We start from the raw sequence: 25,062 nt of genomic DNA on the forward strand, positions 1-25,062 counted from the left end.
AACCGGGGCCCGCTTGGCGAGCCCGGCCTTCTCAGCGGTTGAACCGCTCCGCCAGGCTATGCAGGTACTCCGCCATGCGCTCCAGGTCCTGGCTGATCTGCGCGCCCTGCCTGGCCTGCCCGGCACTCTGGTCACACAGTTGGGCAATTCTCACGATCTGCTGGTTGATGTCCTCGGCCACATGGCTTTGCTGCTCCGATGCCGTCGCCATCTGCTGGCTCATGCCGGTGATGCGACTGACCGCCTGGGCAATCCCGCTCAGCGCCGCCTGCACCGCCTCGACACTGTGCACGCTGTCCCGAGAGATCTGCTCGCCCCGACTGGCCGTGCTCACTGCCCGCTCTGCCCCGGCCCGCAAGGAGGCGATAATGTGGTGAATCTCGTCGGTCGAAGCGCGGGTGCGCTGGGCCAGCGAACGCACTTCATCAGCCACCACGGCAAACCCGCGCCCCTGTTCGCCGGCACGCGCCGCTTCAATGGCGGCATTAAGCGCCAGCAGGTTGGTCTGCTCGGCAATCGAGGTGATCACGTCGACCACGCTGCCTATCGACTGGGTTTGCTCTGCCAGGGCATTCACTGCCTGGCCAATGTCATTGACCGCATCGCTCATGCTACCCATGGCCTTCAGGCTCTGCAGCGCCAGCTCGCTACCCTGCTGCGCCAATTGGTCGGCATCACCCGCCGCATGCGCCGTGCTCTGCACGTTGTGGGTAACCTGCTGGATGGTGGCCGCCATTTGCGCAATGGCCGTGGCCGACTGATCGGTTTCGCTGCGCTGGCGGTCGAGCATCTGCGCCTGGGCATCGGACAGATCGGAAGATTGCGCCGCCCGCGACTTCACCCCGACCCCGGCATCCACAAGCCGGGTGAGGGCCGTTTGCAGGCGTGCTTCCTCGCTGATGATGGCCAGGTCAAGCTGGCCTTGCAGGCCTGGATTGTCGCTGTAGGTCAACGCCACCAACGGGCTGGTAAAGGCCTTGGGGTGCTCAGCCAGCGTGCGGCGGATGACCTGGTTCTGCCGGTGCTCGATCAGGTACCAGGCCAGCAGCAAGCTGGCCATCAGTACACCAAGCGCCGCATAGGGCGGTAGCCATAGGTAACCCGCCGCCGACACCAGGCCTGCGCCGATCAGTGGCCAGCCATGGCCCAGACCGTACCCCAGGCGAGCCGCCCACGGCACCGGCCCGCGCCCATCGCGCAAGCGCGCGTACAGCGCTTCGGCACGGCGAATCTGGTCCCTTGTGGGCACCGAGCGTACTGACTCGTAGCCACTGATGCGGCCTTGTTCGTAAATCGCCGTGACGTAGGCGCTGACCCAGTAGTAATCGCCATTCTTCGCCCGGTTCTTGACCACCCCCATCCACGGCTTGCCCTGCTTGATCGTCTCCCACATATGGTCGAACACCGCCGGCGGCATATCTGGGTGGCGTACCAGGTTGTGCGGTTGGCCGACCAGCTCGTCGTAGGTAAAACCGCTGATCGCCACAAAGGCGTCATTGCAGTAGGTGATGCGGCTGTTGAGGTCCGTGGTGGAAATCAGGCGTTGATCGCTGGAGAAGGTTCTTTCGTGCTCAGTGACGGGCAAATTCATGCGCATCTTGGGCGATCCTTGCAGGATGAAATGAAGGGAAAATCATCAGCGCAAGTTGATGTGTAGCAGAGCGCTATCAGGATAGCGGTCAGCTTTTGCCAGAATTTAACGCCTCCCGACGGAATGCATGAATACGTCGCATCTCAGCCCACGTTGAGTTGGCTTTTCAGCAGGTCACGGAAGGTCTGGATCAACGGTTCACGGCTACGCCCACGGCGAATGATCAGCGAGAACGGGGCCTGGTAACCGAAAGTCGACGGCGACAGCACGCGCAAGTCGCCCTTGTCGACCCAGGCCTGGGCGTAGTGCTCGGGCAAGTAGCCGATGTAGGCGCCGGAAAGGATCAGGATCAACTGCGCCTCCATACTTTCCACTGTTGCCGCGCTGTGCTTGAAGCCATGCCGGGCCAGTTCGGCCTGGCTCCAGTAGCCGCGCCCGACCATGCGCTGCTGGGTCACCACCTGCTCGGGAATGCGCCGCTCGGTGTACAGCGGATGGCGGCTGCTGCAGTACAACCAATGCTGTTCACGGTACAGCGGCTGGTAAAGCAGCCCGCTCATGCGCGAAGAAAACGCGCCGATGGCCAGGTCCAGGCGGTTGTCCTGCACACCCAATTGCAGCTCGTAAGGGCTGGACACCGACAGATGCAGGTGCACCGCCGGGTGCTCCTGGCTATAGGCCCCGATGGCCTCAGCCAGCGGCAAGGCACGGTCGCCGACCGTGGAGTCGATCACCCCAAGATTGAGGGTGCCGCGCAACTCGCCCTTGAGGGCGGCGGCATACTGCTCGAAGCCGTCCAGCTCGGCCAGCAGGCGCAGGGTTTCCTGATGGAACAGCTCGCCCTTGCTGGTCAGGCTGAAGCCCCCACGCCCACGGTGGCACAGCACGATACCCAAAGCGCCCTCCAGCTGGCTCATGTAGGTGCTGATGGCCGAGGTGGACAGGTTCAGTTCGCGCTGGGCGTTGGCGAAGCCCTGGTGGCGCACCACGCTGATGAAGATGCGCAGCAGTTTCAGGTCGGGCAGGGTCGAGGCCATGGTGCAACGGTTCCACGAGGGTATTTGCGCGCAGTCTAACCGCTCCGCCAGCCTTTAGTTCAGAAAATCCTGAACTAAGTATTTGTCGGTAGCGATTCTTCCCGGGCACTACCTTGAGCAGACTTGGCCGAAATGTCCCTGCCCGCCGGCAAAACCACACTTGAAAGGCGCGCGGCGGCACAGGTTCGAACAAACAGAACAATCGACCGACTGATGAGGCCCACCGTGGACAAGACTCTCCACCAACCACTGGGCGGCAACGAAATGCCGCGTTTCGGCGGCATCGCCACCATGCTCCGTCTCCCCCACCTGCAAAGCGCCAAAGGCCTGGATGCCGCCTTCATCGGCGTACCGTTGGACATCGGAACCTCGCTGCGCTCCGGCACCCGCTTCGGCCCACGGCAGATCCGCGCCGAGTCGGTAATGATCCGCCCGTACAACATGGCCACCGGTGCCGCCCCGTTCGACTCGCTGTCGGTGGCCGACATCGGTGACGTGGCGATCAACACCTTCAACCTGCTGGACGCCGTGCGCATCATCGAAGAAGCGTATGACGAGATCGTCGAGCACAACGTCATCCCGATGACCCTGGGCGGCGACCACACCATCACCCTGCCAATCCTGCGTGCGCTGCACAAGAAGCACGGCAAGATCGGCCTGGTACACATCGACGCCCACGCCGACGTCAACGACCACATGTTCGGCGAGAAGATCGCCCACGGCACCACCTTCCGCCGCGCCGTGGAAGAAGGCCTGCTCGATTGCGACCGCGTGGTACAGATCGGCCTGCGCGCCCAGGGCTATACCGCCGACGACTTCAACTGGAGCCGCCGCCAGGGTTTCCGTGTGGTCCAGGCCGAAGAATGCTGGCACAAGTCGCTGGAACCTTTGATGGCCGAAGTGCGGGAAAAAGTCGGCGGCGGCCCAGTGTACCTGTCGTTCGACATCGACGGCATCGACCCGGCCTGGGCACCCGGCACCGGTACCCCGGAAATCGGCGGCTTGACCACCATCCAGGCGATGGAGATCATTCGCGGCTGCCACGGCCTGGACCTGATCGGCTGTGACCTCGTCGAAGTCTCCCCGCCTTACGACACCACCGGCAACACCTCGCTGCTCGGTGCCAACCTGCTGTTCGAAATGCTCTGCGTGCTACCAGGCGTCGTGCGCCGCTGACCGACGGCCCTTTGTAGGAGCGGCCTTGTGTCGCGATCGGGCCGCAAAGCGGCCCCCGGTTTGTGGCCGTGATGCATAGATTGCCGGGGCCGCTCTGCGGCCCAATCGCGACACAAGGCCGCTCCTACAAAAGAGCTGGCAGTACTTGCAATACCCCGGCAGGAGCCATGAGGGAGGGCCACAGAGGCCCGCCAACAACACGACAAGACCGCCGGGCGCCGTAAGCCGCCCGCGTGGTCGATCTCGCCATAATAAAGATAATCGGGAGACCCCCAATGGCCTTGGACATCATTGTTGTAATGATCTACACCGCCGGCATGCTCGGGCTGGGCTGGTACGGCATGCGACGCGCGAAAACCCATGAAGACTACCTGGTAGCCGGGCGCAACCTCGGCCCGGTGCTGTACATGGGTACCATGGCCACCACCGTGCTCGGTGGCGCTTCTACCGTTGGCACTGTGCGCCTGGGCTACGTTCACGGCATTTCCGGTTTCTGGCTGTGCGCAGCCCTGGGCCTGGGCATCATCGCCATCAACCTGTTCCTGGCCAAACCGTTGCTGCGCCTGCGCATCTTCACCGTGACCCAGGTGCTTGAGCAACGCTACAACCCTACCGCACGTCAGGCCAGCGCCGTGATCATGCTGGCTTACGCGCTGATGATCGGCGTCACCTCGACCCTGGCCATGGCCACCGTATTGCAAGTGCTGCTGGACTTGCCGTTCTGGGCTTCGCTGCTGCTCGGCGGCGGTGTGGTGGTGCTGTATTCGACCATTGGCGGCATGTGGTCGCTGACCCTGACCGACATCGTCCAGTTCGTGATCAAGACCGTCGGCCTGATGTTCATCCTGCTGCCGGTGTGCCTGTACAAGGCCGGTGGCTGGGACACCCTGGTGGCCAAATTGCCAGCGGCCAGCTTCCAGCTGACCACCATTGGCTGGGACACCATCGTTACCTACTTCCTGATCTACTTCTTCGGCATTCTCATCGGCCAGGACATCTGGCAGCGTGTATTCACTGCTCGCGATGAAAAGGTCTGCCAGCGTGCCGGCACCGTCGCCGGTGTGTACTGTGTGGTGTACGGCCTGGCTTGCGCTGCCATCGGCATGGCGGCACATGTGCTGATGCCCGACCTGGCCAACCCGAACAACGCCTTTGCCGAGATGATCAAGAGCACCCTGCCCGATGGCATCCGTGGCCTGCTGATGGCCGCAGCACTGGCAGCCATGATGTCCACCGCCAGTGCCGGCCTGCTGGCCGCTTCGACCACTGTGACCGAAGACCTGCTGCCCAAGCTGCGTGGCGGCAAGCAATCGAGCCTGGGGATCAGCCGCCTGTTCACCCTGCTCACCGGCCTGGTGGTGCTGGGCATCGCGCTGATGGTGAACGATGTGATCAACGCCCTGACCCTCGCCTACAACCTGCTGGTCGGCGGCATGCTGATCCCGCTGATCGGGGCAATCTTCTGGAAACGTGCGACCACTGCCGGTGCGATTGCCAGCATGTCGCTGGGCTTTGCCACTGCGCTGCTGTTCATGTTCAAGGACGGGCTGGAGGCCAATACACCGATCTACTACAGCCTGGCGATTGGCTTGGTGAGTTTTGTAGTGGTTAGCCTGATGTCGCGCAAACCAGTCGGTGCAGTGAATCTGGCCTGATAGCTATCGCCCGGACCGGCAATAGACAATCAGCAGACACTAAAAGGCCGCTGCACCCACCCAGGTGCAGCGGCCTTTGTCTTTAATCAGCGACGACGCGGTTGGCGCTTGCGCTGCTCTTCATCAGTCGGGATCGGCACCGGCTGCAAGGGTGGTGGAATCAGCCCCAAGGCGACCGCCAGGTCGTGGAGCCAGTTTGACAGTGGTTTATTCATAATGCCCCCTTGACGGGTCAACCTCACGGCGAATCAATCCTGCGATGCTTCATACAGATCATAGCCCGATGTCCTGTATTACGCATGCCTCTGCTCCTACAGATAAGGGCCATTTTGACGCGGATCAAGCCGTGGCGGCGCATTCCGACGACTGGCTAATCGTTTCGCTTTGTTGCAGGTCGATCCATGCCTGCAGATTAGCCCCGCGCATCCCTTGACGCCACATAAGCCAGGTAACCGCCTGGTCGAACGGCGCCTGCAGCGGGTGTACCCTCACCCGGTCGCGCCCGGGCAGGCTGTCGAGCATCGACTGGGCCATCATCGCCACACCCGCACCGGCGATTACACAGGCCAGCATGCTCTGGTACGACTCGATCTCCATCACCCGGCCCATCGGCGTATGGGCATGGGCATACCACGCCTCCAGACGCATGCGGTACGAGCAGCCCTGACGGAAGGTGAACACCGCCTTGCCTGCCACGTCCTTGGCAGTATGCACCGCCGGGTGCTCGGGGCTGGTGATCAGCACCAGTTGCTCATCGCACAGCGGCACGCCATCCAGCCCGGCCAGGTTCAGCGGCCCATCCACCAGAGCGGCATCCAGGCGGTGGCTGAGCAGGCCTTCGAGCAGCTCGCCGCTGGGTGCGGCGCGCACTTGCAGGTTCACTGCCGGGTATGCCTGGTGATAACGCGCCAGCAATGCCGGCAGATGGGTCGCCGCCGTGCTGTACATGGTCCCAAGCACGAAGTCCCCGGCCGGCTCACCGCCTCGCACGGCAGCCAGCGCCTCGTCGCGCAGGGCCGACATGCGGTGGGCATAGTCCAGAAGCACCTTGCCCGCAGGCGACAGCTGCAAACGCTGGCGTTCGCGCAGGAACAGCTCGACACCCAGTTGCTCCTCAAGCTGGCGCAAACGTGTCGAGAGGTTCGATGGCACCCGGTGCAAGCGTTCGGCGGCACGGGTGACCGAGCCTTCCTCGGCTACGGCTTGAAAGATACGCAGTTGGCTGAACTCCACAGCATTCTCCAAAACAGAACAACTTGATCATCATTATTCAATTTTATTGAAAATAAAATCGCCCTAACCTGCCAACCATCGCTTACATCCGTGCAGGAGACCTGTCATGTCGCCACTCATTCAACTGCTGGCCAGCGCCGTGGCGCTGATGATGGCCATGGGCATCGGCCGTTTCGCCCTCACCCCGCAATTGCCACAACTGATTGCCGAAGGCCAGTTCGACCTGACAGTCGCAGGGCTGGTGGCGGCGGCCAACTACCTGGGCTATTTCATAGGCGCGGTGGACGCCATGTTCGCTCGCTCGCCAGGCCAGGTGCGTCTGCGCCTGCATGGCGGGCTGTGGTTGTGCGTGCTGTTGACACTGGCCTCCTGGGCTGCCGAAGGCTTCTGGGGCCACCTGCTGCTGCGCTTTGGCACCGGCGTGGCCAGTGCCTGGGTGCTGGTGATGATCACCAGCCTCAGCCAACAGGTGGCCAATGCCCACAACCGCCAACGGCTAGGTGCCCTGGTGTTTGCAGGGCCCGGCCTGGGCATCGCCGTGACGGGGCTGTTGGCACTGGTGGCGCATCTGTTGGGGCTGGGCTCGGCAGCACTGTGGCTGATCTATGCCGTGGCTGCACTGGTGATGCTGCTGGCCGTGCGGCCTTGGCTGCCACGGTCGCTGCAAGCCGCGCCAGCTCCGTTGCCAGAGCAGCAAGGCCCGACCCGCAGCGGCGGCATTGGCCGCCTGGGGCTGGTGTATGCACTGTATGGCGTGGGTTACATCCTGCCGGCCACCTTCCTGTCACAGATGGCCAATCAGCAATTTCGCGGGCAGTGGCTGGCCGACCTGTTCTGGCCGGCGTTCGGCCTGGCGGCGGCGCTGGGTGTGCTGTTGGTGAGCCTGCGCCGTGGCAGTAGCACCGCGCGCTGGCTCGCGGCCACCCTGTGGTTGCAAGGGCTGGGCGTGCTGGCCTGCCTGATGGGCGGAGGCATCGGGTTGGCGCTGGGTGTAGTGCTGTGCGGCGGGCCATTCCTGGCCTGCATGCAATTGGTGATGCAGCGCTCGCGGGAGCTGGCACCACATGCCACCCAGCGCAATGCCGGGCTGCTGACCGCGTGCTTTGCCCTGGGGCAGTTGAGCGGGCCGTTGCTGGCGGCGCTCAGCAGCCATTACAGCGGCGGGCTACAGCCGGCGCTGATGCTGGCTGCAGCCGGGTTGGTAGTGGCCGGGGGGCTAGTGCGAATGGCCCGTACTAGCCTACAAACCGCCGCAACTGCTGCTTAACCCAAGGCTCGGCACTCACCAGAATTACCCCCAGCAGCACCATCAACGCCCCAACCACAAAATTCACGCTCAGTGGCTCATCGAGCAGCAATACACCAAACGTCACCCCGAACAGCGGGGTAATGAACGAAAACACCGCCAAGTTCGACGCCAGGTATTTGCGCAGCAACCAGAACCAGGTGAGATAGCTGATGAACGACACCACAATCCCTTGGAACAGCACGCTGCCCATCGCCAGCGGCGTCAGCGACACCGCGCCGATCTGCCCGCTGAGCAGGGCAATCAACAGCAGCCCGGCAAAACCGACCGCCAACTGATAGAACAGGGTCAAGGTGGCTGGCGCCTCCGAAAGCCGTGAACAGCGCACCACCACCGTGGTCGCGCCCCAGGCCAGCCCGGCGATCACGCCAAAGGCGTCGCCCAGCAGCATTCGGCCATCCATCTGCTCGAACGACATGCCGCCTGCAAACGCCATGGCAATTCCACCGAAGGCCAGCAGAATCCCCAACCACTGCAACAGCCGCAAGCGTTCGCTGGGCAGCCGGAAATGCAGGCCCAACGCGGTAAATACGGGCGCGGTATAGAGGAACACCGACATATGCGCCGCCGAAGTCAGTTTCAGGCCCTCGGCAATGAACAGGAACTCCACGCCGAACAGCCCGCCTGCCACCAGCCCGGCGCGCCAGGTGCTGCCGACCTGCTCCCAACCGCCACGCCAGCACAGCATCAGGCCCACCAGCACGGCAGCGATACCGTTGCGCAGCGCAGCCTGCATCACCGGGGCGATGTCGACAGCAGCGGTCTTGATCAGCACCTGCTGGCAACCCCAGATCAGGCACAGCCCCAGCATCACCTGGAATGCAAAGGCGTCTGGGTTCTTGCGGACCGCGCTCATAAGCGGGCCTCTGGGATCGTCGTGGGCATGGGCAAGGCTCGGCAGCGTTCAGAAGCTACCGATTATCGGGTTTCCAGCGCCGCACTTGCCAGCCTTAAAACGACATCAAGCAATCTGTGCCTTCGCAGATACCCGTTCGAACGTCGCTTCGTCCAAGGCATCTTCCTGCTCATCCAGCACTTGGCGCGGGTGCTCGAAGCCGGGGATGCTGCTGTCGATCAGGCTCATCAAGCGCGAACCGCGTTCGGTCAGCACGAAGTTTTCTCCATTGCCGCCGTCGTCTTCGTGCCGGCTCTCGATAAAGCCACGCTCGAACAGCAGCTTTTCATACTCGCAGGCGCGGGTTTTCAGGTGGTCCAAGTCGCCCAGTGGCTCACCCTTGGCGGCCAGCGCTGCGGCATGCTGCTCGGCATAAGGGCGGGGCGTGAAGCTGTGACCGGCGCCATTCTGCACTTCGTGCAGCAAGCGTTCGATCAGGTCCCAGTCGTAGGTGATGCTCATGGTGATGGGCTCCTGCTGTAGACGGAAGGGGTACACAGGTTGGGACCTGCCGGTGAGGACGGTGTTCCGAAAAATGAACGCTGGAAGAAATGCCATTGCTAGAAGCCGCTTAGGCGGCAACAGGCAGAAACCATTTGCTGACTTGCCGCCTGTAGTTTATAAACTACATTCACTCGATGAAGAAAATCGAATCCAGCAGTTTCAGACATTGGGTGACCGGCCTGCGGGACAGCAGCGCCAGAGCCCGCATCATTTCTCGGATCAACCGGTTAATGGAGGGTTTACCTGGCGACGTATCTCCGGTTGGCCATGGCGTCAGTGAACTCAGGATTAACTACGGGCCTGGCTACCGGGTGTACTTCCATCAGACGGGCAACACTTTCGTCATTCTGTTATGTAGTGGCGACAAAAGCAGCCAACAGCGTGACATCAAGGCAGCCCACCAGATTCTGCGTTCGTGGAGGATGCAAAATGACTGAAACCTTTTCCGAATTCGACCCCGCCGAGTACCTCACAACGCCCGAAGCAATCGCGCAGTTCATGACCGACGCACTTGAGACTGGCGATGCCGGCTATGTTGCCAAAGCGGTTGGCGTGGTGGCCCGTGCAAAGGGCATGAGCGAACTGGCCAAAGAAACTGGCCTGTCTCGCGAACAGCTCTACCGCTCTTTCAGCGAGCACGGCAACCCGACCCTGAAGTCGTTCCTGACCGTAATGAAGGCATTAGGCATAGACATGACGGCGCGCCCCCACCTTGCTGGCTGAGTGACTGTTTCCGCCATCGGTCGTTAACGCTGAACTACCACGCCCCTTTAGCCCTCCACCGCGCATAGCCACCGCTGGAGGTAGAAAGGATGAAACCGCTACTGCCCATTGCCTGCGCCACAGCCCTGCTCTGCGCCCTGCCCGCCTGGGCCTGCACACCGGAAGAAGCAACGCAAAAACGTGAAGAGCTTGCCGGGTTGGTCACGCAATTGACCGAACAAAACCCGCAGAAGGCCAAGGAGATCAATGACGAGCTTCAGGGGATGGATTTGGAGACGGCGAGCAAGGACTTGCCCGACAAGTGTCAGCTGATAGACCAGCGGATCAAAGAATTGAAAACGGCGGAAAAGAAGGCTGACTAGTTGTCACCTGTGCCAAGGTTTTCGCGGGCAAGCCCGTCCCCACAGTTACAACACAGCCTTTAAGATCTGTGATGACCCTGTGGGAGCGGGTGTGCCCGCGAAGAAGACAACACTGTTTGAGAATGTTACTCGGCAGCAGGCTTGCGCTTCTTCAGCGGCGCCAGGCCGTCAGCGCTGGCCAGCGGTGCGTTGGCCCTCGGCTTGGCGGTTGGCTTGCGCTTGGCGGCAGCCTTCTTGTCACCGGTATTCTTGTCAACTTTCTTCTTCTTGGTCCCAACAGCCTTGCCCGAAGCCTTGACCTTCTTCGGCCCGCTGTAAGTGCCCTTCACTTCCTTGATCACCCGGCGCTCGAACTGCTGCTTGAGGTAGCGCTCGATGCTCGACATCAGGTTCCAGTCGTTGTGGGTGATCAGCGAGATCGCCAGGCCTTCACCACCGGCACGGCCAGTGCGGCCCACACGGTGTACGTACTCGTCACCGCTGCGTGGCATGTCGAAGTTGATCACCAGGTCCAGGCCGTCGATGTCCAGGCCACGGGCTGCCACGTCGGTGGCTACCAGTACCTTGGAGCTGCCCTGTTTGAAGCGCTCGATGGCCAGCTTGCGGTCCTTCTGGTCTTTCTCGCCATGCAGCACGAAGGCTTTCACGTCCTTGGCCACCAGGTGACCGTAGATGCGGTCGGCCATGGCGCGGGTGTTGGTGAAGATAATCGCCTTGTCGAAGGTTTCGTTGGCCAGCAGCCACTGGGCGATCTGCTCTTTGTGCTGGTCGTGGTCGGCGGTGATGATCTGCTGGCGGGTGCCTTCGGCCAGTTGCGAAACACTGTTGAGCATCAGGTGCTCAGGGTCTTTCAGCACTTTGCCGATGATGTCGCGCAGGGCCGCGCCACCGGTAGTAGCGGAGAACAGCAGGGTCTGCTCGCGGTTCTCGCACTCCTTGCACAGGCGCTCCATGTCTTCGGCAAAGCCCATGTCGAGCATGCGGTCGGCTTCGTCGAGGATCAGCACCTTCACATGGGACAGGTCGAGGTTGCCGGCATTCAGTTGCTCAAGCAGGCGGCCCGGGGTGCCGATCAGCACGTCCGGCACTTTGCGCAGCATGGCGGCCTGTTCCTTGAAGTCTTCGCCGCCGGTGACCAGGCCCGACTTGATGTAGGTGAACTGCGAGAACAGCTGTACCTGCTTGAGGGTTTGCTGGGCCAGTTCTCGGGTCGGCAGCAGGATCAGCGCGCGGATTTCGACACGCGGGCCGCTCAGGTCGACCAGACGGTTGAGCAGCGGCAGCACGAAAGCCGCGGTCTTGCCGCTGCCGGTCTGCGCGGTCACGCGCAGGTCACGCCCTTGCAGGGCCAGGGGGATGGCCGCGGCCTGCACCGGGGTTGGCTCGACAAATTTAAGCTCGGCCACGGCTTTAAGCAGGCGTTCATGCAGGGCGAATTGGGAGAACACGGAGGTAACCTCAGGCAAGTGCGGGAAATTCAGTTGCATAGGGTAACGTTTTCTGCCGCCTTAGCCGAATTTCTTTTGGCAACTTTGTCGCCATCCGCGCTCTAATGATGCTTCGTTTCGCAACAAGACTGTACGCAAGCCCATGGATATACAAAGAATCTGGCGTGACTCCCTCGACCTGTGGGGCACCCTCGACCAACATCCCATGTTGCACGCTGCCATCGGCTTGGCGGTGTTGCTGCTGATTTCTCTGGTGGTCGGCCGCCTGGCGCGCTTCCTCATGCTGCACGGCGCGCGCCTGCTGGCCCGCCAGCCAGCGCTGAAGTGGCTGGACGACCTGCGCCACAACAAGGTGTTCCACCGCCTGGCGCAAACCACCCCGTCGCTGGTACTGCAGTTCGGCCTGAAGCTGGTGCCGGAGCTGTCCGACACCGCCCAGCACTTCCTCGGCAATGTCGCCCTGGCGTTTACCCTGCTGTTCATGACCATGGCGCTGTCGTGCCTGCTGGATGCCCTGCTCGACATCTATGCTCGCACCGAACACGCCCGCACCCGCTCGATCAAGGGCTACGTGCAACTGGCCAAGATGATGTTGTGGATCTTCGCCTCGATCGTCATCGTCGCCACCCTGATCGACCGTTCGCCGTTGCTGCTGCTGTCGGGTCTGGGTGCCATGTCGGCGGTGCTGCTGTTGGTGTACAAGGACACCCTGCTGTCGTTTGTCGCCAGCGTGCAGTTGACCAGCAACGACATGCTGCATGTGGGTGACTGGATCGAAATGCCGCAGGTGGGTGCCGATGGTGACGTGGTGGATATCACCCTGCACACGGTGAAGGTGCAGAACTTCGACAAGACCATCGTTTCCATCCCCACCTGGCGCCTGATGAGCGAGTCGTTCCGCAACTATCGCGGCATGCAGCAATCCGGGGGCCGGCGAATCAAACGCAGCCTGTTCATCGATGCCGCCGGCGTGCGCTTCCTTACCCGCGAAGAGGAACAGCGCCTGAGCCAGGTTCAGTTGCTTGGCGATTACCTGGCAGGCAAGCGCCAGGAGCTGCAGAACTGGAACGAAGCCCTGGGGCCTGTCGCCGAGCTGTCGGCCAATCGCCGCAAGCTGACCAACATCGGCACCTTCCGCGCGTTTGCCCTGGCTTACCTGAAGAACCACCCCAACGTTCACCCGAACATGACCTGCATGGTGCGGCAGATGCAGACCACCGCCGAAGGCGTGCCGCTGGAAATCTACTGCTTCACCACCACCACGGCATGGGCGGAGTATGAGCGGATCCAGGGGGATATCTTCGACTACCTGCTGGCGGTGTTGCCAGAGTTTGGCTTGAGCCTGTATCAGCAGCCGAGCGGCAATGACATGCGGGTGGGGTTGAGCGGGCGTTTGGCGCAAGAGCCTGTCCAGCATCGCCTGGAACAGCTGAGCGAAGCTTGAGATTACCGGGGCTGCACTAGAAGTCCACCTTGCCCCTGCCCGCCTTGACAGTGCTCCGCCTGGCTTTCCCTTCAAGGCGGCGGGTCTTCGAGCCGAGGGTGGGCTTGGTGGGGCGGCGTTTCTTCTCGGTCTTGGCGGCCGCGATGATCAACTCGGCAAGACGCGCCAGGGCGTCAGCGCGGTTTTGGTCCTGGCTGCGGTACTGTTGGGCCTTGATGATCAACACGCCGTCGCCGGTGATGCGATTGTCACGCAGCGCCAACAGCCGTTCCTTGTAGAACTCGGGCAGTGACGAGGCCGGAATGTCGAAGCGCAGGTGCACGGCGCTGGACACCTTGTTGACATTCTGCCCACCCGCGCCTTGCGCACGGATGTAGGTCAGTTCGATGTCGGCATCCGGCAGATGCACATTGTTGGAGATGGTCAGCATGATAAGGCCCCTGTGATTGCCCCCATTATCACAGCCTGCGCCGCGCGGCCATAGTACAGCAGCCGCTACCCCGCATACCCCAGCAGGTACAGCAACCCGGTCAAGGTCACCAGCGACGCCACCGTCGACAGCAGGATCGTGCGCGAAATCAGCCCCGCCTCACGGTTGTAATACTCCGCCAGCATGAACGGGCCGGTCCCGGTCGGCAGCGCTGCCAGCAGCACCGCCGAAGCCGCCCACATACTCGGCAGGCTGAACACCTTGTACGCCAGCACCCAGGTCAGCGCCGGCTGCCCCACCAGTTTCATGACCACCAGCGGCCATGGGCTGGCCTGCGCACCTGGGCGCTTTTCGGCCAGGAAGGCGCCCAACGACACCAGCGCGCACGGCGTGGTCGCCAACGCCAGCATGTCGAGAAAATGCATCACCGGCTCTGCCAATCCCCAGCCAGACACCGCCCAGGCCGCCCCCGCCAATGGCGAGATCACCAACGGATTCTTCGCCAACGCCTTGCCAACCACCACGATGGCGCGGCCGATTTGCCGTTCTTCCTGCAGCCCGACCTCGATCAGCGTCAGGGAAATGGCAAACACCAGGCACACCACGATCAAAGAGGAGATCAGCGCCGGCTGCAAGCCCGCCTGGCCGAACAGCAGCAGGCACAACGGAATGCCTATATAGCCGGTGTTGGCATACCCGGCACTGAGCCCGTCGATGCTCGACGCCACCAGGCCATGGCCACTGGTCAAGCGCCACAGCAGGGTGATCACGAACATGGCCAGGGCCCCCGCGCCGAAGGCTGCGATGAACCCCGGGTGCCAGATCTCGCTCCAGGTGGCAGTGGCCGTCACCTTGAACAGCAACGCCGGCAGGCACAGCCAGACCACCATCTTGTTGATTTCGGCGGCGGCCTTGTCGCCCAGCTTGTTGGTTTTGCGGCACAAGTAGCCGACCAGAATCAAGGCGAAAATCGGTGCGACGATGACGAAGATGGTGTGCATGTCAGGCCTTGCCGGCCATCGGCGCCTGCGCACGGCCACCCAGGCGGCTCAGCCACACCGACGCCAGGATGATCCCGCCGCCGATGAACAGCCGCCCCAGCGGCTCGTGCTGGTTCCAGATCAGCAGGTTCAGCAGCAGCCCGACCGGCACATGCAGGTTGTTCATCACCGCCAGTGTGCCGCCAGAAACCAGGCATGCGCCCTTGTTCCACCAGTACAGCCCCAGCGCGGTCGGGCACAGGCCCAGGAACAGCAGCACCAGCCATTGCACATCGGTACTCGGCAGGTGTTGCGTGTTGCCGAACAACAAAAAGGCCGGTAGCACCACCAGCAAGGCGCCGAGGTAGAAATAGCCAAAGCGGGCGTAATGCGGTAGGTCGCTGGGGTAGCGCGCAACCAGGTGGCGGTACAGCACCTGGCCGGCGGCATAGGTGAAGTTGGCCAGCTGCAGCAACAGGAAGCCGATGAAGAACTCGCCGCTGATGCTGTCGAAGCGGATCACCCCGGCGCCCGCCACCGCAACCAGCGCGGCCAGCAGCGCCCAAGGGTTGAAGCGCCGGTTCATGGCGTCTTCGATCAGGGTCACATGCAACGGCGTGAGAATGGTGAACAGCAGCACCTCTGGCACCGTGAGCACGCGGAAACTCAGGTACAGGCAGACGTAGGTGATGCCGTACTGCAGCGCGCCGATCAGCAGCATCGAGCGCATGAAGCGCGGCTCGACCTGGCGCCAGCGGGTCAGCGGCAGGAACACGAGGCCCGCCAACAGTACCCGTGCGAGCACAGCGAAGTAGCTGTCGACGTGCCCGGCCAGGTACTCGCCGATCAGGCTGAAGGAAAACGCCTGGATCAGCGCGACGATTATCAGGTAGCCCATGGTTGCCTCTCGTGAATCAAGGCCGCGACCTTAGCGGGTTGCGGCAAATGAGTTCAACCATGAGGAATGTAGGGGCTGCACTGGCCTGCACAAAATGCCGGGCAAAAAAAACCCGGCCATGCAGGCCGGGCAGATACACCCAAAGGAGCAACAACAGGTGTCAGGGTTGGGAATTCAGTGAATCTCAGGCTACCGCCGCCAGCTTGGCCTTGGCCTGGTTGAGGCCCTTCTCGTGGAATTCGCCGCTCATGTTCAGGCCTTCGGCATGGATGAAGTCGACATCATGAATACCGATGAAGGCCATCACCTGGCGCAGGTACGGTTCCTGGTGGTCGCTGCTGGCACCGGCATGGATACCGCCGCGGGCAGTCAGGACGATGGCGCGCTTGCCGGTCAGCAGGCCTTGTGGGCCAGTAGGCGTGTACTTGAAGGTGATGCCGGCGCGCAGCACATGGTCCAACCAGGCCTTGAGGGTGCTGGGGATGGTGAAGTTGTACATCGGTGCGGCCATCACCAGCACGTCGGCTGCCAGCAACTCATCAGTCAATTCGTTGGATCGGGCCAGGGCATCCAATTCGGCGGCGCTGCGCTGTTCTTCGGGTTTCATCCAGCCACCCAGCAAGTTGGCATCCAGATGCGGCACCGGGTTGACCGCCAGGTCGCGCACCGTGATCTGATCGGCCGGGTGAGCAGCCTGCCATTGCTGGATGAAATCAGCGGTCAGCTGACGGGAAACGGAATCCTGCTGGCGGGCGCTGCTTTCGATGATCAGTACGCGGGACATGGGGTGCCTCCATCGGCAAATAGGGTTGCGATTCGATGGAGGTGAGATTAAGGCTTGACCTATCGATAAAAAAGCGTAAAAAGTGGGTTCAATCAATCGATTAATCAGTTTGTTCCGCGCTGCAGCTCAGGGCGATCCGTAGCTTGATGATCTGCCGATTGAATTTGGCGGTGACATCGACGCTTTTACCGGCCGGTACGTTCACCCGTCGCACGCGCGGTGCCTCCGGGCCATTGCGAAAGGTCACCTTGCACGCCGCCGGGACCTGCCCATAGTTGTTGAGGGTGATGGCGCCGATGTCGTAGGCCGTGTCATAGGCGGTGTAGTCGAGCTTGACCCCGGTCAGCTCTTTCTCCACATCGATGGGGTACGCCATGGCCGCGAGGGGCAGGCACATCAGTATTGCCGCACAACATTTCTTCATCGGCCGCTCTCCTTGAAAGAGCGCAGCTTAGGACAACAGGAGCGAAAGATGAAAGCGCCGCGCGTAACACTAGACCAGTGGCGAACCCTGCAAGCAGTGGTCGATCACGGCGGGTTTGCCCAGGCCGCCGAGGCGTTGCACCGCTCGCAGTCCTCGGTCAGCTACACCGTGGCCCGCATGCAAGAGCAACTGGGTGTGCCGCTGTTGCGCATCGATGGCCGCAAGGCGGTGCTGACCGAGGCCGGCAATGTGCTGCTGCGCCGCTCGCGCCACCTGGTCAAGCAGGCCAGCCAGCTCGAAGACCTTGCCCACCACATGGAACAAGGCTGGGAAGCCGAAGTGCGCCTGGTGGTCGATGCCGCCTACCCCAGTGCCCGCCTGGTGCGCGCGCTGGCCGCATTCATGCCACAGAGCCGCGGCTGCCGGGTGCGCCTGCGTGAAGAAGTGCTGTCTGGCGTAGAAGAAGTGATGCACGAAGGCATCGCCGACCTGGCCATCAGCAGTTACAGCATCGGCGGCTACCTGGGCGCCGAACTGAGCGCGGTCGAGTTTGTCGCCGTCGCTCACCCCGAACACAGCCTGCACCGCCTGGGCCGCGAACTGACCTTCCAGGACCTGGAAAGCCAACTGCAGGTGGTGATCCGCGACTCCGGCCGCGCCCAGCCACGCGACGTCGGCTGGCTGGGTGCCGAACAACGCTGGACCGTCGGCAGCCTTGGCACCGCTGCCACCTTCGTCAGCAGCGGTCTGGGCTTTGCCTGGCTGCCCCGGCACATGATCGAGCGTGAACTGCGCGAAGGCGTGCTCAAGCCTTTACCGCTAGATCAGGGTGGCAGCCGTCACCCGCTGTTCTACCTTTATTCGAGCAAAGAGAAGACCCTGGGCCCGGCTACGCAGATTCTCATCGACCTGCTGCGCAATTTCGACACCGCGCCACTGGACGTGCCCTTCGCAGCCCCCCCACAAGCTTGAGAGGACCGCGCCCATGGCCTATTTCGAACACGAAGGATGCGCACTGCATTACGAGGAATATGGCCAGGGCGAACCCCTGGTGTTGCTGCACGGTCTGGGCTCAAGCTGCCAGGACTGGGAGTTGCAGGTGCCGGCGCTCAGCCGCCACTACCGGGTAATCCTCATGGACATCCGTGGCCACGGCCGTTCCGATAAACCCCGCGACGGTTACCAGATCGCCACCTTCAGTGCCGACCTGCTGGCCTTGCTCGAACACCTGCACACAGGCCCCGTACACTTCGTCGGCCTGTCCATGGGTGGCATGATCGGCTTCCAGTTTGCCGTCGACCACCCGCAATGGCTGCGCAGCTTGTGCATCGTCAACAGTGCCCCCGAGGTCAAGCGCCGCACCCGCAGTGACTGGGTATGGTGGTTCAAGCGCTGGGGCCTGGCGCGTGTCCTGAGTGTCGAAACCGTGGGCAAGGGCCTGGCCGAGCGGCTGTTCCCCAAGCCCCGACAAGCAAACCTGCGGCAGACGATGGCCCAGCGCTGGGCACGCAATGACAAACGCGCCTACCTCAAGAGTTTCGACGCCATTGTCGACTGGGGCGTGCAGGAACGCATCGGGCAGATCCACTGTCCTACCCTGGTCATCGCCGCCGACCACGATTACACCCCGATACAACTGAAAGAACGCTACGTCGCCCTTATGCCCAATGCCAGGCTGGTCGTCGTCGACGATTCCCGGCACGCTACCCCCCTCGATCAACCCGAGGTCTTCAACCAGACCCTGCTGCAGTTCCTCGCAGCCGCCTCCACCTCTCAAGGATCTTTGAGCCCATGCTGAAAAAACTCCTGCTCACCGCCTGTTCGGTCGCCTTCGCCACCAGCGTCATGGCCTCTGACAAGACCCCGCACGTTCTGCTGGACACCAGCTTCGGCCAGGTCGAAATCGAGCTGAACGCCGAGAAGGCACCGGTCAGCACGAAGAATTTCCTGCAATACGTCGACAGCGGTTTCTACAACAACACGATTTTCCACCGGGTGATCCCGGGCTTCATGGTGCAGGGCGGCGGCTTCACTGACCAGATGGTGCAGAAGAACACCAACGACCCGATCAAGAACGAAGCCAGCAATGGCCTGCTGAACACCCGTGGCACCCTGTCGATGGCGCGCACCTCGGACCCGAACTCCGCCACCAGCCAGTTCTTCATCAACGTGGCCGACAACGATTTCCTCAACCCAGGGCGTGACCGTGGCTACGCCGTATTCGGCAAGGTGACCAAGGGCATGGAAGTGGTCGACCAGATCGTCAATTCGCCGACCACCATCAAGAAAGGCATGCGCGATGTACCGGCGGACCCGGTGTACATCAAGTCGGCCAAACGCATCGACTGACCGCAGGCTTCACAGGGACGTGAAACCGCCTGAGGGCAGGATGGAACAGGAGTGCCGTTACCCATGCTGTACCGCCGTTTCGAGCAACTGATCGACATTTTTCGCGAAGCCCCCAGCGAGTCACCGCCGACTACCGTGTGGCCGTTCTACCTGTATTACCTGCGCCAGGTGTGGCCTAGCTTCCTGGCCCTGCTGGTGGTCGGCCTGTTCGCCTCCCTGATCGAGGTGGCGATGTTCAGCTACCTCAGCCGCATCATCGACCTGGCCCAGGGCACGCCCAATGCCAACTTCTTCAGCGAGCACAGTGGCGAGCTGATCTGGATGCTGGTGGTGATCCTGCTGCTGCGGCCGGTGTTTTTCGGCCTGCACGACCTGCTGGTGCACCAGACCATCAACCCCGGCATGACCAGCCTGATCCGCTGGCAAAACCACACCTACGTGCTCAAGCAGAGCCTGAACTTCTTCCAAAGCGACTTTGCCGGGCGCATCGCCCAGCGCATCATGCAGACCGGCAACTCCCTGCGCGACTCCGCTGTGCAGGCCGTGGACGCGCTGTGGCACGTGCTGATCTACGCCATCACCTCGCTGGTGCTGTTCGCCGAGGCCGACTGGCGCCTGATGCTGCCGCTGCTGCTGTGGATCGTCGGCTACATCGCCGCGCTCTTCTACTTCGTGCCAAGGGTCAAGGAACGCTCGGTGATCTCCTCCGACGCCCGTTCCAAGCTGATGGGGCGCATCGTCGATGGCTACACCAACATCGCCACCCTGAAGCTGTTTGCCCACACCGATTACGAACAGCAATACGCACGCGAAGCGATCCGCGAACAGACCGAAAAAACCCAGCTTGCATCGCGCGTGGTCACCAGCATGGACGTGGTCATCACCACCCTCAATGGCCTGCTGGTGGTCACCACCACGGGGCTTGCGCTGTGGCTGTGGAGCCAATCAATGATCACGGTCGGCGCCATCGCCCTGGCCACCGGCCTGGTGATCCGTATCGTCAACATGTCGGGCTGGATCATGTGGGTGGTCAACGGCATCTTCGAGAACATCGGCATGGTCCAGGACGGCCTGCAGACCATCGCCCAGCCAGTCACGGTCACCGACCTGCCCAATGCGCCGGCACTCAAGGTCGGCCGAGGCGCGGTGCGATTCGAGGACGTCGATTTCCACTACGGCAAAGCCGCCTACGTTATCGAAGGGCTTGACCTGAATATTCGCCCAGGCGAGAAAATCGGCTTGATCGGCCCGTCCGGGGCGGGCAAGTCGACCCTGGTCAACCTGCTGCTGCGCCTGTACGACGTGCAGGGTGGGCGCATCCTCATCGATGGCCAGGACATTGCCCAAGTGAGCCAGGCCAGCCTGCGCGCACAAATTGGCATGATCACCCAGGACACCTCGTTGCTGCACCGCTCGATCCGCGACAACCTGCTATATGGCCGCCCCGGCGCCAGCGAGGCCGAGTTGCTCGAAGCCGTGCGTCGTGCCCGCGCCGACGAGTTCATCCCACAGCTGTCGGACGCCCAGGGGCGCACCGGCTTCGATGCCCATGTAGGTGAACGCGGGGTCAAGTTGTCGGGTGGCCAGCGCCAGCGCATCGCCATCGCCCGGGTGCTGTTGAAGAATGCGCCGATCCTGATCATGGACGAAGCCACGTCGGCGCTGGACTCGGAAGTGGAGGCAGCGATTCAGGAAAGCCTGGAGACGCTGATGCAGGGCAAGACAGTGATTGCCATCGCCCACCGGCTGTCGACCATTGCCCGCATGGATAGGCTGGTGGTGCTGGACAAGGGGCGGATTGTCGAAAGTGGCAGCCACAGTGAGCTACTGGAGCAACAAGGCTTGTATGCCCGCTTGTGGCACCACCAGACCGGGGGCTTTGTCGGGGTCGATTAGGCTCCCACAGGATGGGTGACAGCCTGAAACAACTCAGTCCCGACGATAGGGCAACATCTCCCTGGCCTCCTCGGCATACCCCTTCACCCCTTCCCGCTCCTGCTGCAGAAATTCCTCCACCGCCCGCCGTAGTCCTGGGTGCAGCAGGTAATGCCAGGAGCGCGTCAACACCGGCTCGAACCCGCGAATCAGCTTGTGCTCACCCTGTGCCCCGGCATCGAAACGCTGATAGCCCTCGGCAATGGCAAAGTCCATGCCCTGGTAGAAACACGTCTCGAAATGCAGCCGGTCGAACTCATCCAGGCAGCCCCAGTAACGGCCGAACAGGCTGTCGCCACCTACCAGGCTCAAGGCCATCGCCACATCACGCCCGCCCTGGCGCGCCATTACCACACGCACGGCCTCGGGCATGCGCTCGGCCAGCAGGCTGAAAAAATCGCGGGTCAGGTAAGGTGCACGGCGGCGCACCGCATAGGTGTTGGCATAACACAGGAAGACGAAATCCCACTGCGCCTCGTCCAGCTCATCGCCGCGGTACCAGCGAAAGTCGATGCCCTGCCCCGCCACCTGCTCGCGCTCCTTGCGCATCTGTTTGCGCTTGCGTGAGCTGAGGCTGTCGAGAAAGTCCTGGAAGTCGCGATACCCTCTGTTTTGCCAGTGAAACTGGCAACCCAGGCGTTCCATCCAGCCAGGCAAGCCAGCCAGCTGCGCATCCAGTGCCGGGTCGGTGAAATTGATGTGCGCACCGGATAGCCCGCCCTTGCCCAGATACTCCGGCAGGGCCTGCAGCATCAGCAAGCCGTCAGCCGGGTCAGCCGCCAGCAGGCGTGGCCCGCTGACCGGGCTGAACGGCACCGCGCCGAGCAACTTGGGGTAGTAGGCGATGCCGGCCCGCTCACAGGCATCGGCCCAGCCATGATCGAACACGTACTCGCCAAACGAGTGCCACTTGCGGTACGCCGGCAACAGCGCCCTTACCTGCCCGTCACGCTCCAGCACCAGGTGCTCGGCGGCCCAGCCGGTGTTGCGCGCCACGCTGCCGCTGTCCTCCATGGCACTGAGAAACGCATGGCGCAGGAACGGTTGACCGGCTGGCACCAGGGCATCCCAGGTGGTCGCCGGAAGATCACGTAAATGGGCAAGGCTGTACAGGCTGGTCACGGTTTCGGCTCGCTGTCTGAAGGCCTTCAGTATCCCCAAGGAATGCCCGCCACTCAAATGACGATCGCCAGGCTGATCCTTTTATTCTCAATTACTTAACAACAGTGCCACTAATTAGACATTAATCTGTCATTGCCCCCCGCAATACTTGCGCCTGTTTTCCGGAACCCCAGAACCTGTCTATTCAGGCCCTTTCCGAAGACATGCCAACGCAGGGGCAGGCGCTTGAGCCTCCCCCATTTTTTTCAGTAGGGAGAACCTTATGCGTCTTGTTTCTACACTTACCGGAGTGAGCCTCACCGGCATGATGCTGGCTCTGAGCGCCCCGGCCAGTGCTGCTGTCGACGCCAAGCTGCTCGAAATGCTCCGCGCCAATGGCTCGATCAACCAGGCGCAGTACAACGAACTGCAGGGCGACCTGGCAAAAGAAACCAAGGAAAAGGCCGACCAGAAAGCTCAGTCCGAACGTATGAGCTCCTTTGAACAAAAAGTGGCATGGGCCGCCAAGACCCAGATCAAGGGTGACGTGCGCCTGCGCTACGAAGACGTCAACGTCGACAACCCGATCTCCCGCAGTGGTAACCAGGACCGTGAGCGCGTACGTGCCCGTGTCGGCTTCTACAGCGAGATCAACCCGCAGGTCGACGCCGGTGTGCGTGTGGCCACCGGCAGCAGCGCCGACGCCCGCTCGACCAACCAGAGTCTGGACAACTACTTCGAGAAGAAATCGCTGTGGGTCGACCTGGCCTACCTCGACTGGCACCCGACCGCCGTGCCGAACCTGCACCTGATCGGCGGCAAGATGATGCAGCCATGGGTGAGCATGGGCGACATCATCTGGGACAGCGACATCAACCCGGAAGGTGTGGCCGCCACCTACAAGACCAACCTCGGCCCGGCCGAAGTGTTCGGCAGCATCGGCCACTACAACCTGAAGGACAACGTCGACGGCGACGGCGTGCAGTTCAAGCACGACGCACAGCTGTATGCGGCCCAGCTGGGTACCAAGTTCAACGCGGCGGATACCGTCAAGGTTACCGTTGGTGGCAGCATCTACGGCTACGACAACGACAAGGCCTCGGCAGCCTTGCGCTCGCTGGGCAACACTACCGACGAATTCAACCTGGTGGAAGGCTTCGGTCAGGTCGACTTTACCGGCTTCGCCATCCCTCTGTCGGCTTACGGCCAGTTCGTCAAGAACACCGAAAGCACCGATGGCAAGGACAAGGCATGGCTGGCCGGCCTGAAGAGCAAGATCGGTGCCTGGAGCCTGGACTACAACTACCGCGACGTGCAGCGCAACGGTGTCGTCAGCCTGTTCACCGACTCTGACTTCGGCAACGGTTTCACCGGTTCCCGTGGCCACAAGTTCAAAGTGGGTTACGAAATCGACAAGAACTTCGCCCTGGGCGCGGCCTACATGATGGCCAAGACCGACTACTCCAACCTGCCGAACAGCGATGCTGACGTAGACACCCTGCAGGTAGACCTGGAAGCCAAGTTCTAAGCTGCAAACGCCTCTGCTTCACCTGAAGCGGGAAACGCCGACCCCATCCGGCGTTTCCCGCTTTTTTTTGCCTGTGAAACTGTGCTGCGAATGGGCCGCAAAGCGGCCCCAAGCAATCAGCGCTTGCGCAGAATCACGCTACCAATCGAATACCCCGCACCAAACGAGCTCAACACACCCAGCGAGCCCTTGGGCAGGTCATCCTGGTACAGGTGGAAGGCAATCACCGACCCGGCCGAACTGGTATTGGCGTAACGGTCCAGAATCACCGGTGCATCTTGCTCGGCCACTTCACGTCCCAGCAGTTTCTTGACGATCAGGTGGTTCATGCTGAGGTTGGCCTGGTGCAGCCAGAAACGCTTCACATCGCTCGGTTGCAGGCCGTTTTCCTGCAGGTGCTCACCGATCAGCTCGGCCACTTTCGGGCACACCTCGCGGAACACCTTGCGGCCTTCCTGGATGAACAGCTTGTCCGCTGCGCCTTCGCCCTCTTCCGCCGCACGGTTGAGGAAACCGAAGTTGTTGCGGATGTTGTTGGAGAACTCGGTCCACAGCTTGCTGCTGACGATGTCGAACTGGTGCGCCGAGGTGGCCTGGTCGGCACGCTCGATCAGTACCGCGGTGGCGGCATCACCGAAAATGAAATGGCTGTCACGGTCACGGAAGTTCAGGTGGCCGGTGCACACCTCCGGGTTGACCATCAGCACTGCCCGGGCCTGGCCCAGGGCCACGCTGTTGGCGGCGGTCTGGATGCCGAAGGTGGCCGACGAACACGCCACGTTCATGTCGAAGGCAAAGCCCTGGATACCCAGCGTCTGCTGCACCTCGATGGCAATGGCCGGGTACGGGCGCTGCAGGTTGGAGCAGGCGACGATCACCCCGTCGACATCGGCAGCGGTGCGCCCAGCGCGCTCCAGGGCCTGGCGGGCAGCAGCCACGGCCATTTCGCAGAGCACCGACGGCTCATCGTTGCTGCGCTCTGGCAGGCGCGGCTTCATACGCTGCGGGTCGAGGATACCGGCCTTGTCCATGACAAAGCGGCTTTTGATGCCGGAGGCCTTTTCGATGAATGCCGCATCGGACAGCGGCGCCGCTTCGACTTCACCACGCTCGATGGCGGCGGCGTTGTCCTGGTTGAATTGCTGCGACCAGGCGTTGAAGGAGGCCACCAGTTCTTCGTTGGAAATGCTCTGGGCCGGGGTGTACAGGCCGGTGCCGCTGATCACGACGTTATGCACGGTCGTTCCTCTGGTCAAAGG

The 25,062-nt window shown here is 62.2% G+C and carries 26 protein-coding genes; 12 read left to right on the top strand and 14 right to left on the bottom strand.

Translation table 11 applies throughout. From position 1 onward, the window contains the following. Positions 1–31: 31 nt before the first annotated feature. Positions 32–1,597, bottom strand: a complete 1,566-nt coding sequence (locus tag APH42_RS06155; protein WP_060492942.1) for a PAS domain-containing methyl-accepting chemotaxis protein — start codon at positions 1,595–1,597, stop codon at positions 32–34. Between the two features lie 137 nt (positions 1,598–1,734). Next, positions 1,735–2,628 carry a LysR family transcriptional regulator gene (locus tag APH42_RS06160; RefSeq protein WP_012273604.1) on the bottom strand — a complete coding sequence of 298 codons (894 nt, stop codon included), beginning with the start codon at positions 2,626–2,628 and terminating at the stop codon, positions 1,735–1,737. Between the two features lie 225 nt (positions 2,629–2,853). Between APH42_RS06160 and speB the strand changes: the two genes are divergently transcribed. Then, positions 2,854–3,804 (top strand): agmatinase, encoded by a 951-nt coding sequence (gene speB, locus APH42_RS06165; RefSeq protein WP_041166556.1) that lies wholly within the window; start codon positions 2,854–2,856, stop codon positions 3,802–3,804. Between the two features lie 275 nt (positions 3,805–4,079). Then, entirely contained in the window at positions 4,080–5,459 is a 1,380-nt protein-coding gene (locus APH42_RS06170) for a sodium:solute symporter (protein WP_060492943.1), read from the top strand. 86 nt (positions 5,460–5,545) lie between these two features. On the opposite strand, the gene APH42_RS30425 is transcribed toward APH42_RS06170, so the two are convergent. Then, entirely contained in the window at positions 5,546–5,674 is a 129-nt protein-coding gene (locus APH42_RS30425) for a PA1414 family protein (protein WP_009683677.1), read from the bottom strand. A 124-nt stretch (positions 5,675–5,798) separates the two neighbouring features. Further along, positions 5,799–6,692, bottom strand: coding sequence for a LysR family transcriptional regulator (locus APH42_RS06175; protein WP_012273606.1), 894 nt, complete (start codon positions 6,690–6,692; stop codon positions 5,799–5,801). A 106-nt stretch (positions 6,693–6,798) separates the two neighbouring features. Here APH42_RS06175 and APH42_RS06180 point away from each other — a divergent pair, with 106 nt between their 5' ends. Further along, positions 6,799–7,959, top strand: a complete 1,161-nt coding sequence (locus APH42_RS06180) for an MFS transporter (RefSeq protein WP_060492944.1) — start codon at positions 6,799–6,801, stop codon at positions 7,957–7,959. Here the strand turns inward: APH42_RS06180 and APH42_RS06185 are convergent. Together APH42_RS06185 and APH42_RS06190 are read right to left on the bottom strand one after the other, a co-directional pair. Further along, on the bottom strand, positions 7,928–8,854 hold the full coding sequence (locus APH42_RS06185) for a DMT family transporter (protein ID WP_060492945.1): 927 nt from the start codon (positions 8,852–8,854) through the stop codon (positions 7,928–7,930). The two genes, APH42_RS06180 and APH42_RS06185, sit on opposite strands and share 32 nt — an antisense overlap. Before the next feature lie 105 nt (positions 8,855–8,959). Further along, a complete protein-coding gene (locus APH42_RS06190; protein ID WP_060492946.1) occupies positions 8,960–9,355 on the bottom strand; it encodes a hypothetical protein in 396 nt (131 codons plus the stop codon). 176 nt (positions 9,356–9,531) lie between these two features. Here APH42_RS06190 and APH42_RS29070 point away from each other — a divergent pair, with 176 nt between their 5' ends. The 3 genes from APH42_RS29070 (at position 9,532) to APH42_RS06200 (ending at position 10,482) form a co-directional block, all read left to right on the top strand. Beyond that, complete coding sequence (locus APH42_RS29070; RefSeq protein WP_082421380.1) at positions 9,532–9,834, top strand: type II toxin-antitoxin system RelE/ParE family toxin; 303 nt, start codon at positions 9,532–9,534, stop codon at positions 9,832–9,834. After that, the gene (locus tag APH42_RS06195) at positions 9,827–10,120 is read left to right on the top strand and encodes an addiction module antidote protein (protein ID WP_012273611.1); all 294 of its coding nucleotides are present in this window, start codon (positions 9,827–9,829) and stop codon (positions 10,118–10,120) included. The genes APH42_RS29070 and APH42_RS06195 overlap by 8 nt, the downstream gene beginning before the upstream one ends. An 89-nt stretch (positions 10,121–10,209) precedes the next feature. Continuing rightward, complete coding sequence (locus tag APH42_RS06200) at positions 10,210–10,482, top strand: hypothetical protein (protein WP_012273612.1); 273 nt, start codon at positions 10,210–10,212, stop codon at positions 10,480–10,482. Positions 10,483–10,607: 125 nt separating this feature from the next. Here APH42_RS06200 and APH42_RS06205 read toward each other — a convergent pair whose 3' ends face one another. Next, positions 10,608–11,969: a DEAD/DEAH box helicase gene (locus APH42_RS06205; protein ID WP_060492947.1), complete on the bottom strand. Its 1,362-nt coding sequence runs from the start codon at positions 11,967–11,969 to the stop codon at positions 10,608–10,610. A gap of 103 nt (positions 11,970–12,072) precedes the next feature. Between APH42_RS06205 and APH42_RS06210 the strand changes: the two genes are divergently transcribed. Next, positions 12,073–13,374, top strand: coding sequence for a mechanosensitive ion channel family protein (locus APH42_RS06210; RefSeq protein WP_012273614.1), 1,302 nt, complete (start codon positions 12,073–12,075; stop codon positions 13,372–13,374). Between the two features lie 16 nt (positions 13,375–13,390). Here APH42_RS06210 and arfB read toward each other — a convergent pair whose 3' ends face one another. From arfB to APH42_RS06235, 5 genes are all read right to left on the bottom strand, one after another. Beyond that, positions 13,391–13,804 (bottom strand): alternative ribosome rescue aminoacyl-tRNA hydrolase ArfB, encoded by a 414-nt coding sequence (gene arfB, locus APH42_RS06215; protein ID WP_060492948.1) that lies wholly within the window; start codon positions 13,802–13,804, stop codon positions 13,391–13,393. A 65-nt stretch (positions 13,805–13,869) separates the two neighbouring features. Continuing rightward, positions 13,870–14,805 (bottom strand): AEC family transporter, encoded by a 936-nt coding sequence (locus APH42_RS06220; protein ID WP_012273616.1) that lies wholly within the window; start codon positions 14,803–14,805, stop codon positions 13,870–13,872. A gap of 1 nt (position 14,806) precedes the next feature. Beyond that, positions 14,807–15,682 carry a carboxylate/amino acid/amine transporter gene (locus APH42_RS06225; RefSeq protein ID WP_012273617.1) on the bottom strand — a complete coding sequence of 292 codons (876 nt, stop codon included), beginning with the start codon at positions 15,680–15,682 and terminating at the stop codon, positions 14,807–14,809. A gap of 184 nt (positions 15,683–15,866) precedes the next feature. After that, a complete protein-coding gene (locus tag APH42_RS06230) occupies positions 15,867–16,466 on the bottom strand; it encodes an FMN-dependent NADH-azoreductase (protein ID WP_060492949.1) in 600 nt (199 codons plus the stop codon). Positions 16,467–16,566: 100 nt separating this feature from the next. Beyond that, positions 16,567–16,890 carry a hypothetical protein gene (locus APH42_RS06235; RefSeq protein WP_012273619.1) on the bottom strand — a complete coding sequence of 108 codons (324 nt, stop codon included), beginning with the start codon at positions 16,888–16,890 and terminating at the stop codon, positions 16,567–16,569. A 48-nt stretch (positions 16,891–16,938) separates the two neighbouring features. On the opposite strand from APH42_RS06235, the gene APH42_RS06240 reads away from it, so the two are divergent. The 4 genes from APH42_RS06240 to APH42_RS06255 all read left to right on the top strand — a co-directional run bounded on the left by APH42_RS06240 (position 16,939) and on the right by APH42_RS06255 (position 21,135). Continuing rightward, a complete protein-coding gene (locus APH42_RS06240; protein ID WP_012273620.1) occupies positions 16,939–17,862 on the top strand; it encodes a LysR family transcriptional regulator in 924 nt (307 codons plus the stop codon). A 13-nt stretch (positions 17,863–17,875) separates the two neighbouring features. Beyond that, on the top strand, positions 17,876–18,688 hold the full coding sequence (locus tag APH42_RS06245) for an alpha/beta fold hydrolase (protein WP_060492950.1): 813 nt from the start codon (positions 17,876–17,878) through the stop codon (positions 18,686–18,688). Beyond that, positions 18,682–19,239, top strand: a complete 558-nt coding sequence (locus APH42_RS06250) for a peptidylprolyl isomerase A (RefSeq protein WP_012273622.1) — start codon at positions 18,682–18,684, stop codon at positions 19,237–19,239. The genes APH42_RS06245 and APH42_RS06250 overlap by 7 nt, the downstream gene beginning before the upstream one ends. Before the next feature lie 63 nt (positions 19,240–19,302). Next, positions 19,303–21,135: an ABC transporter ATP-binding protein gene (locus tag APH42_RS06255; RefSeq protein ID WP_060492951.1), complete on the top strand. Its 1,833-nt coding sequence runs from the start codon at positions 19,303–19,305 to the stop codon at positions 21,133–21,135. A 33-nt stretch (positions 21,136–21,168) separates the two neighbouring features. Here the strand turns inward: APH42_RS06255 and APH42_RS06260 are convergent, their stop codons facing one another. Continuing rightward, entirely contained in the window at positions 21,169–22,296 is a 1,128-nt protein-coding gene (locus tag APH42_RS06260) for a GNAT family N-acetyltransferase (RefSeq protein WP_060492956.1), read from the bottom strand. Positions 22,297–22,558: 262 nt separating this feature from the next. Here APH42_RS06260 and APH42_RS06265 point away from each other — a divergent pair, with 262 nt between their 5' ends. Then, the gene (locus APH42_RS06265) at positions 22,559–23,803 is read left to right on the top strand and encodes a putative porin (protein ID WP_012273625.1); all 1,245 of its coding nucleotides are present in this window, start codon (positions 22,559–22,561) and stop codon (positions 23,801–23,803) included. Positions 23,804–23,919: 116 nt separating this feature from the next. Here the strand turns inward: APH42_RS06265 and APH42_RS06270 are convergent, their stop codons facing one another. Further along, positions 23,920–25,041: a beta-ketoacyl-ACP synthase III gene (locus APH42_RS06270; protein ID WP_060492952.1), complete on the bottom strand. Its 1,122-nt coding sequence runs from the start codon at positions 25,039–25,041 to the stop codon at positions 23,920–23,922. Between the last annotated feature and the right edge of the window lie 21 nt (positions 25,042–25,062).

The organism is Pseudomonas sp. NBRC 111140 (assembly GCF_001320885.1).
GTDB classification, from domain to species: domain Bacteria; phylum Pseudomonadota; class Gammaproteobacteria; order Pseudomonadales; family Pseudomonadaceae; genus Aquipseudomonas; species Aquipseudomonas putida_P.

Excerpts from the sequence above, each read along its gene's own strand:
- APH42_RS06235 (WP_012273619.1), bottom strand. The coding sequence starts at position 16,890 with ATGAAGAAATGTTGTGCGGCAATACTGATGTGCCTGCCCCTCGCGGCC.
- APH42_RS06255 (WP_060492951.1), top strand. The coding sequence starts at position 19,303 with ATGCTGTACCGCCGTTTCGAGCAACTGATCGACATTTTTCGCGAAGCC.
- APH42_RS06210 (WP_012273614.1), top strand. The coding sequence starts at position 12,073 with ATGGATATACAAAGAATCTGGCGTGACTCCCTCGACCTGTGGGGCACC.
- APH42_RS06205 (WP_060492947.1), bottom strand. The coding sequence starts at position 11,969 with ATGCAACTGAATTTCCCGCACTTGCCTGAGGTTACCTCCGTGTTCTCC.
- APH42_RS06170 (WP_060492943.1), top strand. The coding sequence starts at position 4,080 with ATGGCCTTGGACATCATTGTTGTAATGATCTACACCGCCGGCATGCTC.
- APH42_RS06185 (WP_060492945.1), bottom strand. The coding sequence starts at position 8,854 with ATGAGCGCGGTCCGCAAGAACCCAGACGCCTTTGCATTCCAGGTGATG.
- APH42_RS29070 (WP_082421380.1), top strand. The coding sequence starts at position 9,532 with ATGAAGAAAATCGAATCCAGCAGTTTCAGACATTGGGTGACCGGCCTG.
- APH42_RS06200 (WP_012273612.1), top strand. The coding sequence starts at position 10,210 with ATGAAACCGCTACTGCCCATTGCCTGCGCCACAGCCCTGCTCTGCGCC.
- APH42_RS06155 (WP_060492942.1), bottom strand. The coding sequence starts at position 1,597 with ATGCGCATGAATTTGCCCGTCACTGAGCACGAAAGAACCTTCTCCAGC.
- APH42_RS06230 (WP_060492949.1), bottom strand. The coding sequence starts at position 16,466 with ATGTCCCGCGTACTGATCATCGAAAGCAGCGCCCGCCAGCAGGATTCC.
- APH42_RS06225 (WP_012273617.1), bottom strand. The coding sequence starts at position 15,682 with ATGGGCTACCTGATAATCGTCGCGCTGATCCAGGCGTTTTCCTTCAGC.
- APH42_RS06240 (WP_012273620.1), top strand. The coding sequence starts at position 16,939 with ATGAAAGCGCCGCGCGTAACACTAGACCAGTGGCGAACCCTGCAAGCA.
- APH42_RS06220 (WP_012273616.1), bottom strand. The coding sequence starts at position 14,805 with ATGCACACCATCTTCGTCATCGTCGCACCGATTTTCGCCTTGATTCTG.
- APH42_RS06190 (WP_060492946.1), bottom strand. The coding sequence starts at position 9,355 with ATGAGCATCACCTACGACTGGGACCTGATCGAACGCTTGCTGCACGAA.
- APH42_RS06245 (WP_060492950.1), top strand. The coding sequence starts at position 17,876 with ATGGCCTATTTCGAACACGAAGGATGCGCACTGCATTACGAGGAATAT.
- APH42_RS06195 (WP_012273611.1), top strand. The coding sequence starts at position 9,827 with ATGACTGAAACCTTTTCCGAATTCGACCCCGCCGAGTACCTCACAACG.
- APH42_RS06160 (WP_012273604.1), bottom strand. The coding sequence starts at position 2,628 with ATGGCCTCGACCCTGCCCGACCTGAAACTGCTGCGCATCTTCATCAGC.
- arfB (WP_060492948.1), bottom strand. The coding sequence starts at position 13,804 with ATGCTGACCATCTCCAACAATGTGCATCTGCCGGATGCCGACATCGAA.
- APH42_RS06250 (WP_012273622.1), top strand. The coding sequence starts at position 18,682 with ATGCTGAAAAAACTCCTGCTCACCGCCTGTTCGGTCGCCTTCGCCACC.
- APH42_RS06180 (WP_060492944.1), top strand. The coding sequence starts at position 6,799 with ATGTCGCCACTCATTCAACTGCTGGCCAGCGCCGTGGCGCTGATGATG.
- APH42_RS06265 (WP_012273625.1), top strand. The coding sequence starts at position 22,559 with ATGCGTCTTGTTTCTACACTTACCGGAGTGAGCCTCACCGGCATGATG.
- APH42_RS30425 (WP_009683677.1), bottom strand. The coding sequence starts at position 5,674 with ATGAATAAACCACTGTCAAACTGGCTCCACGACCTGGCGGTCGCCTTG.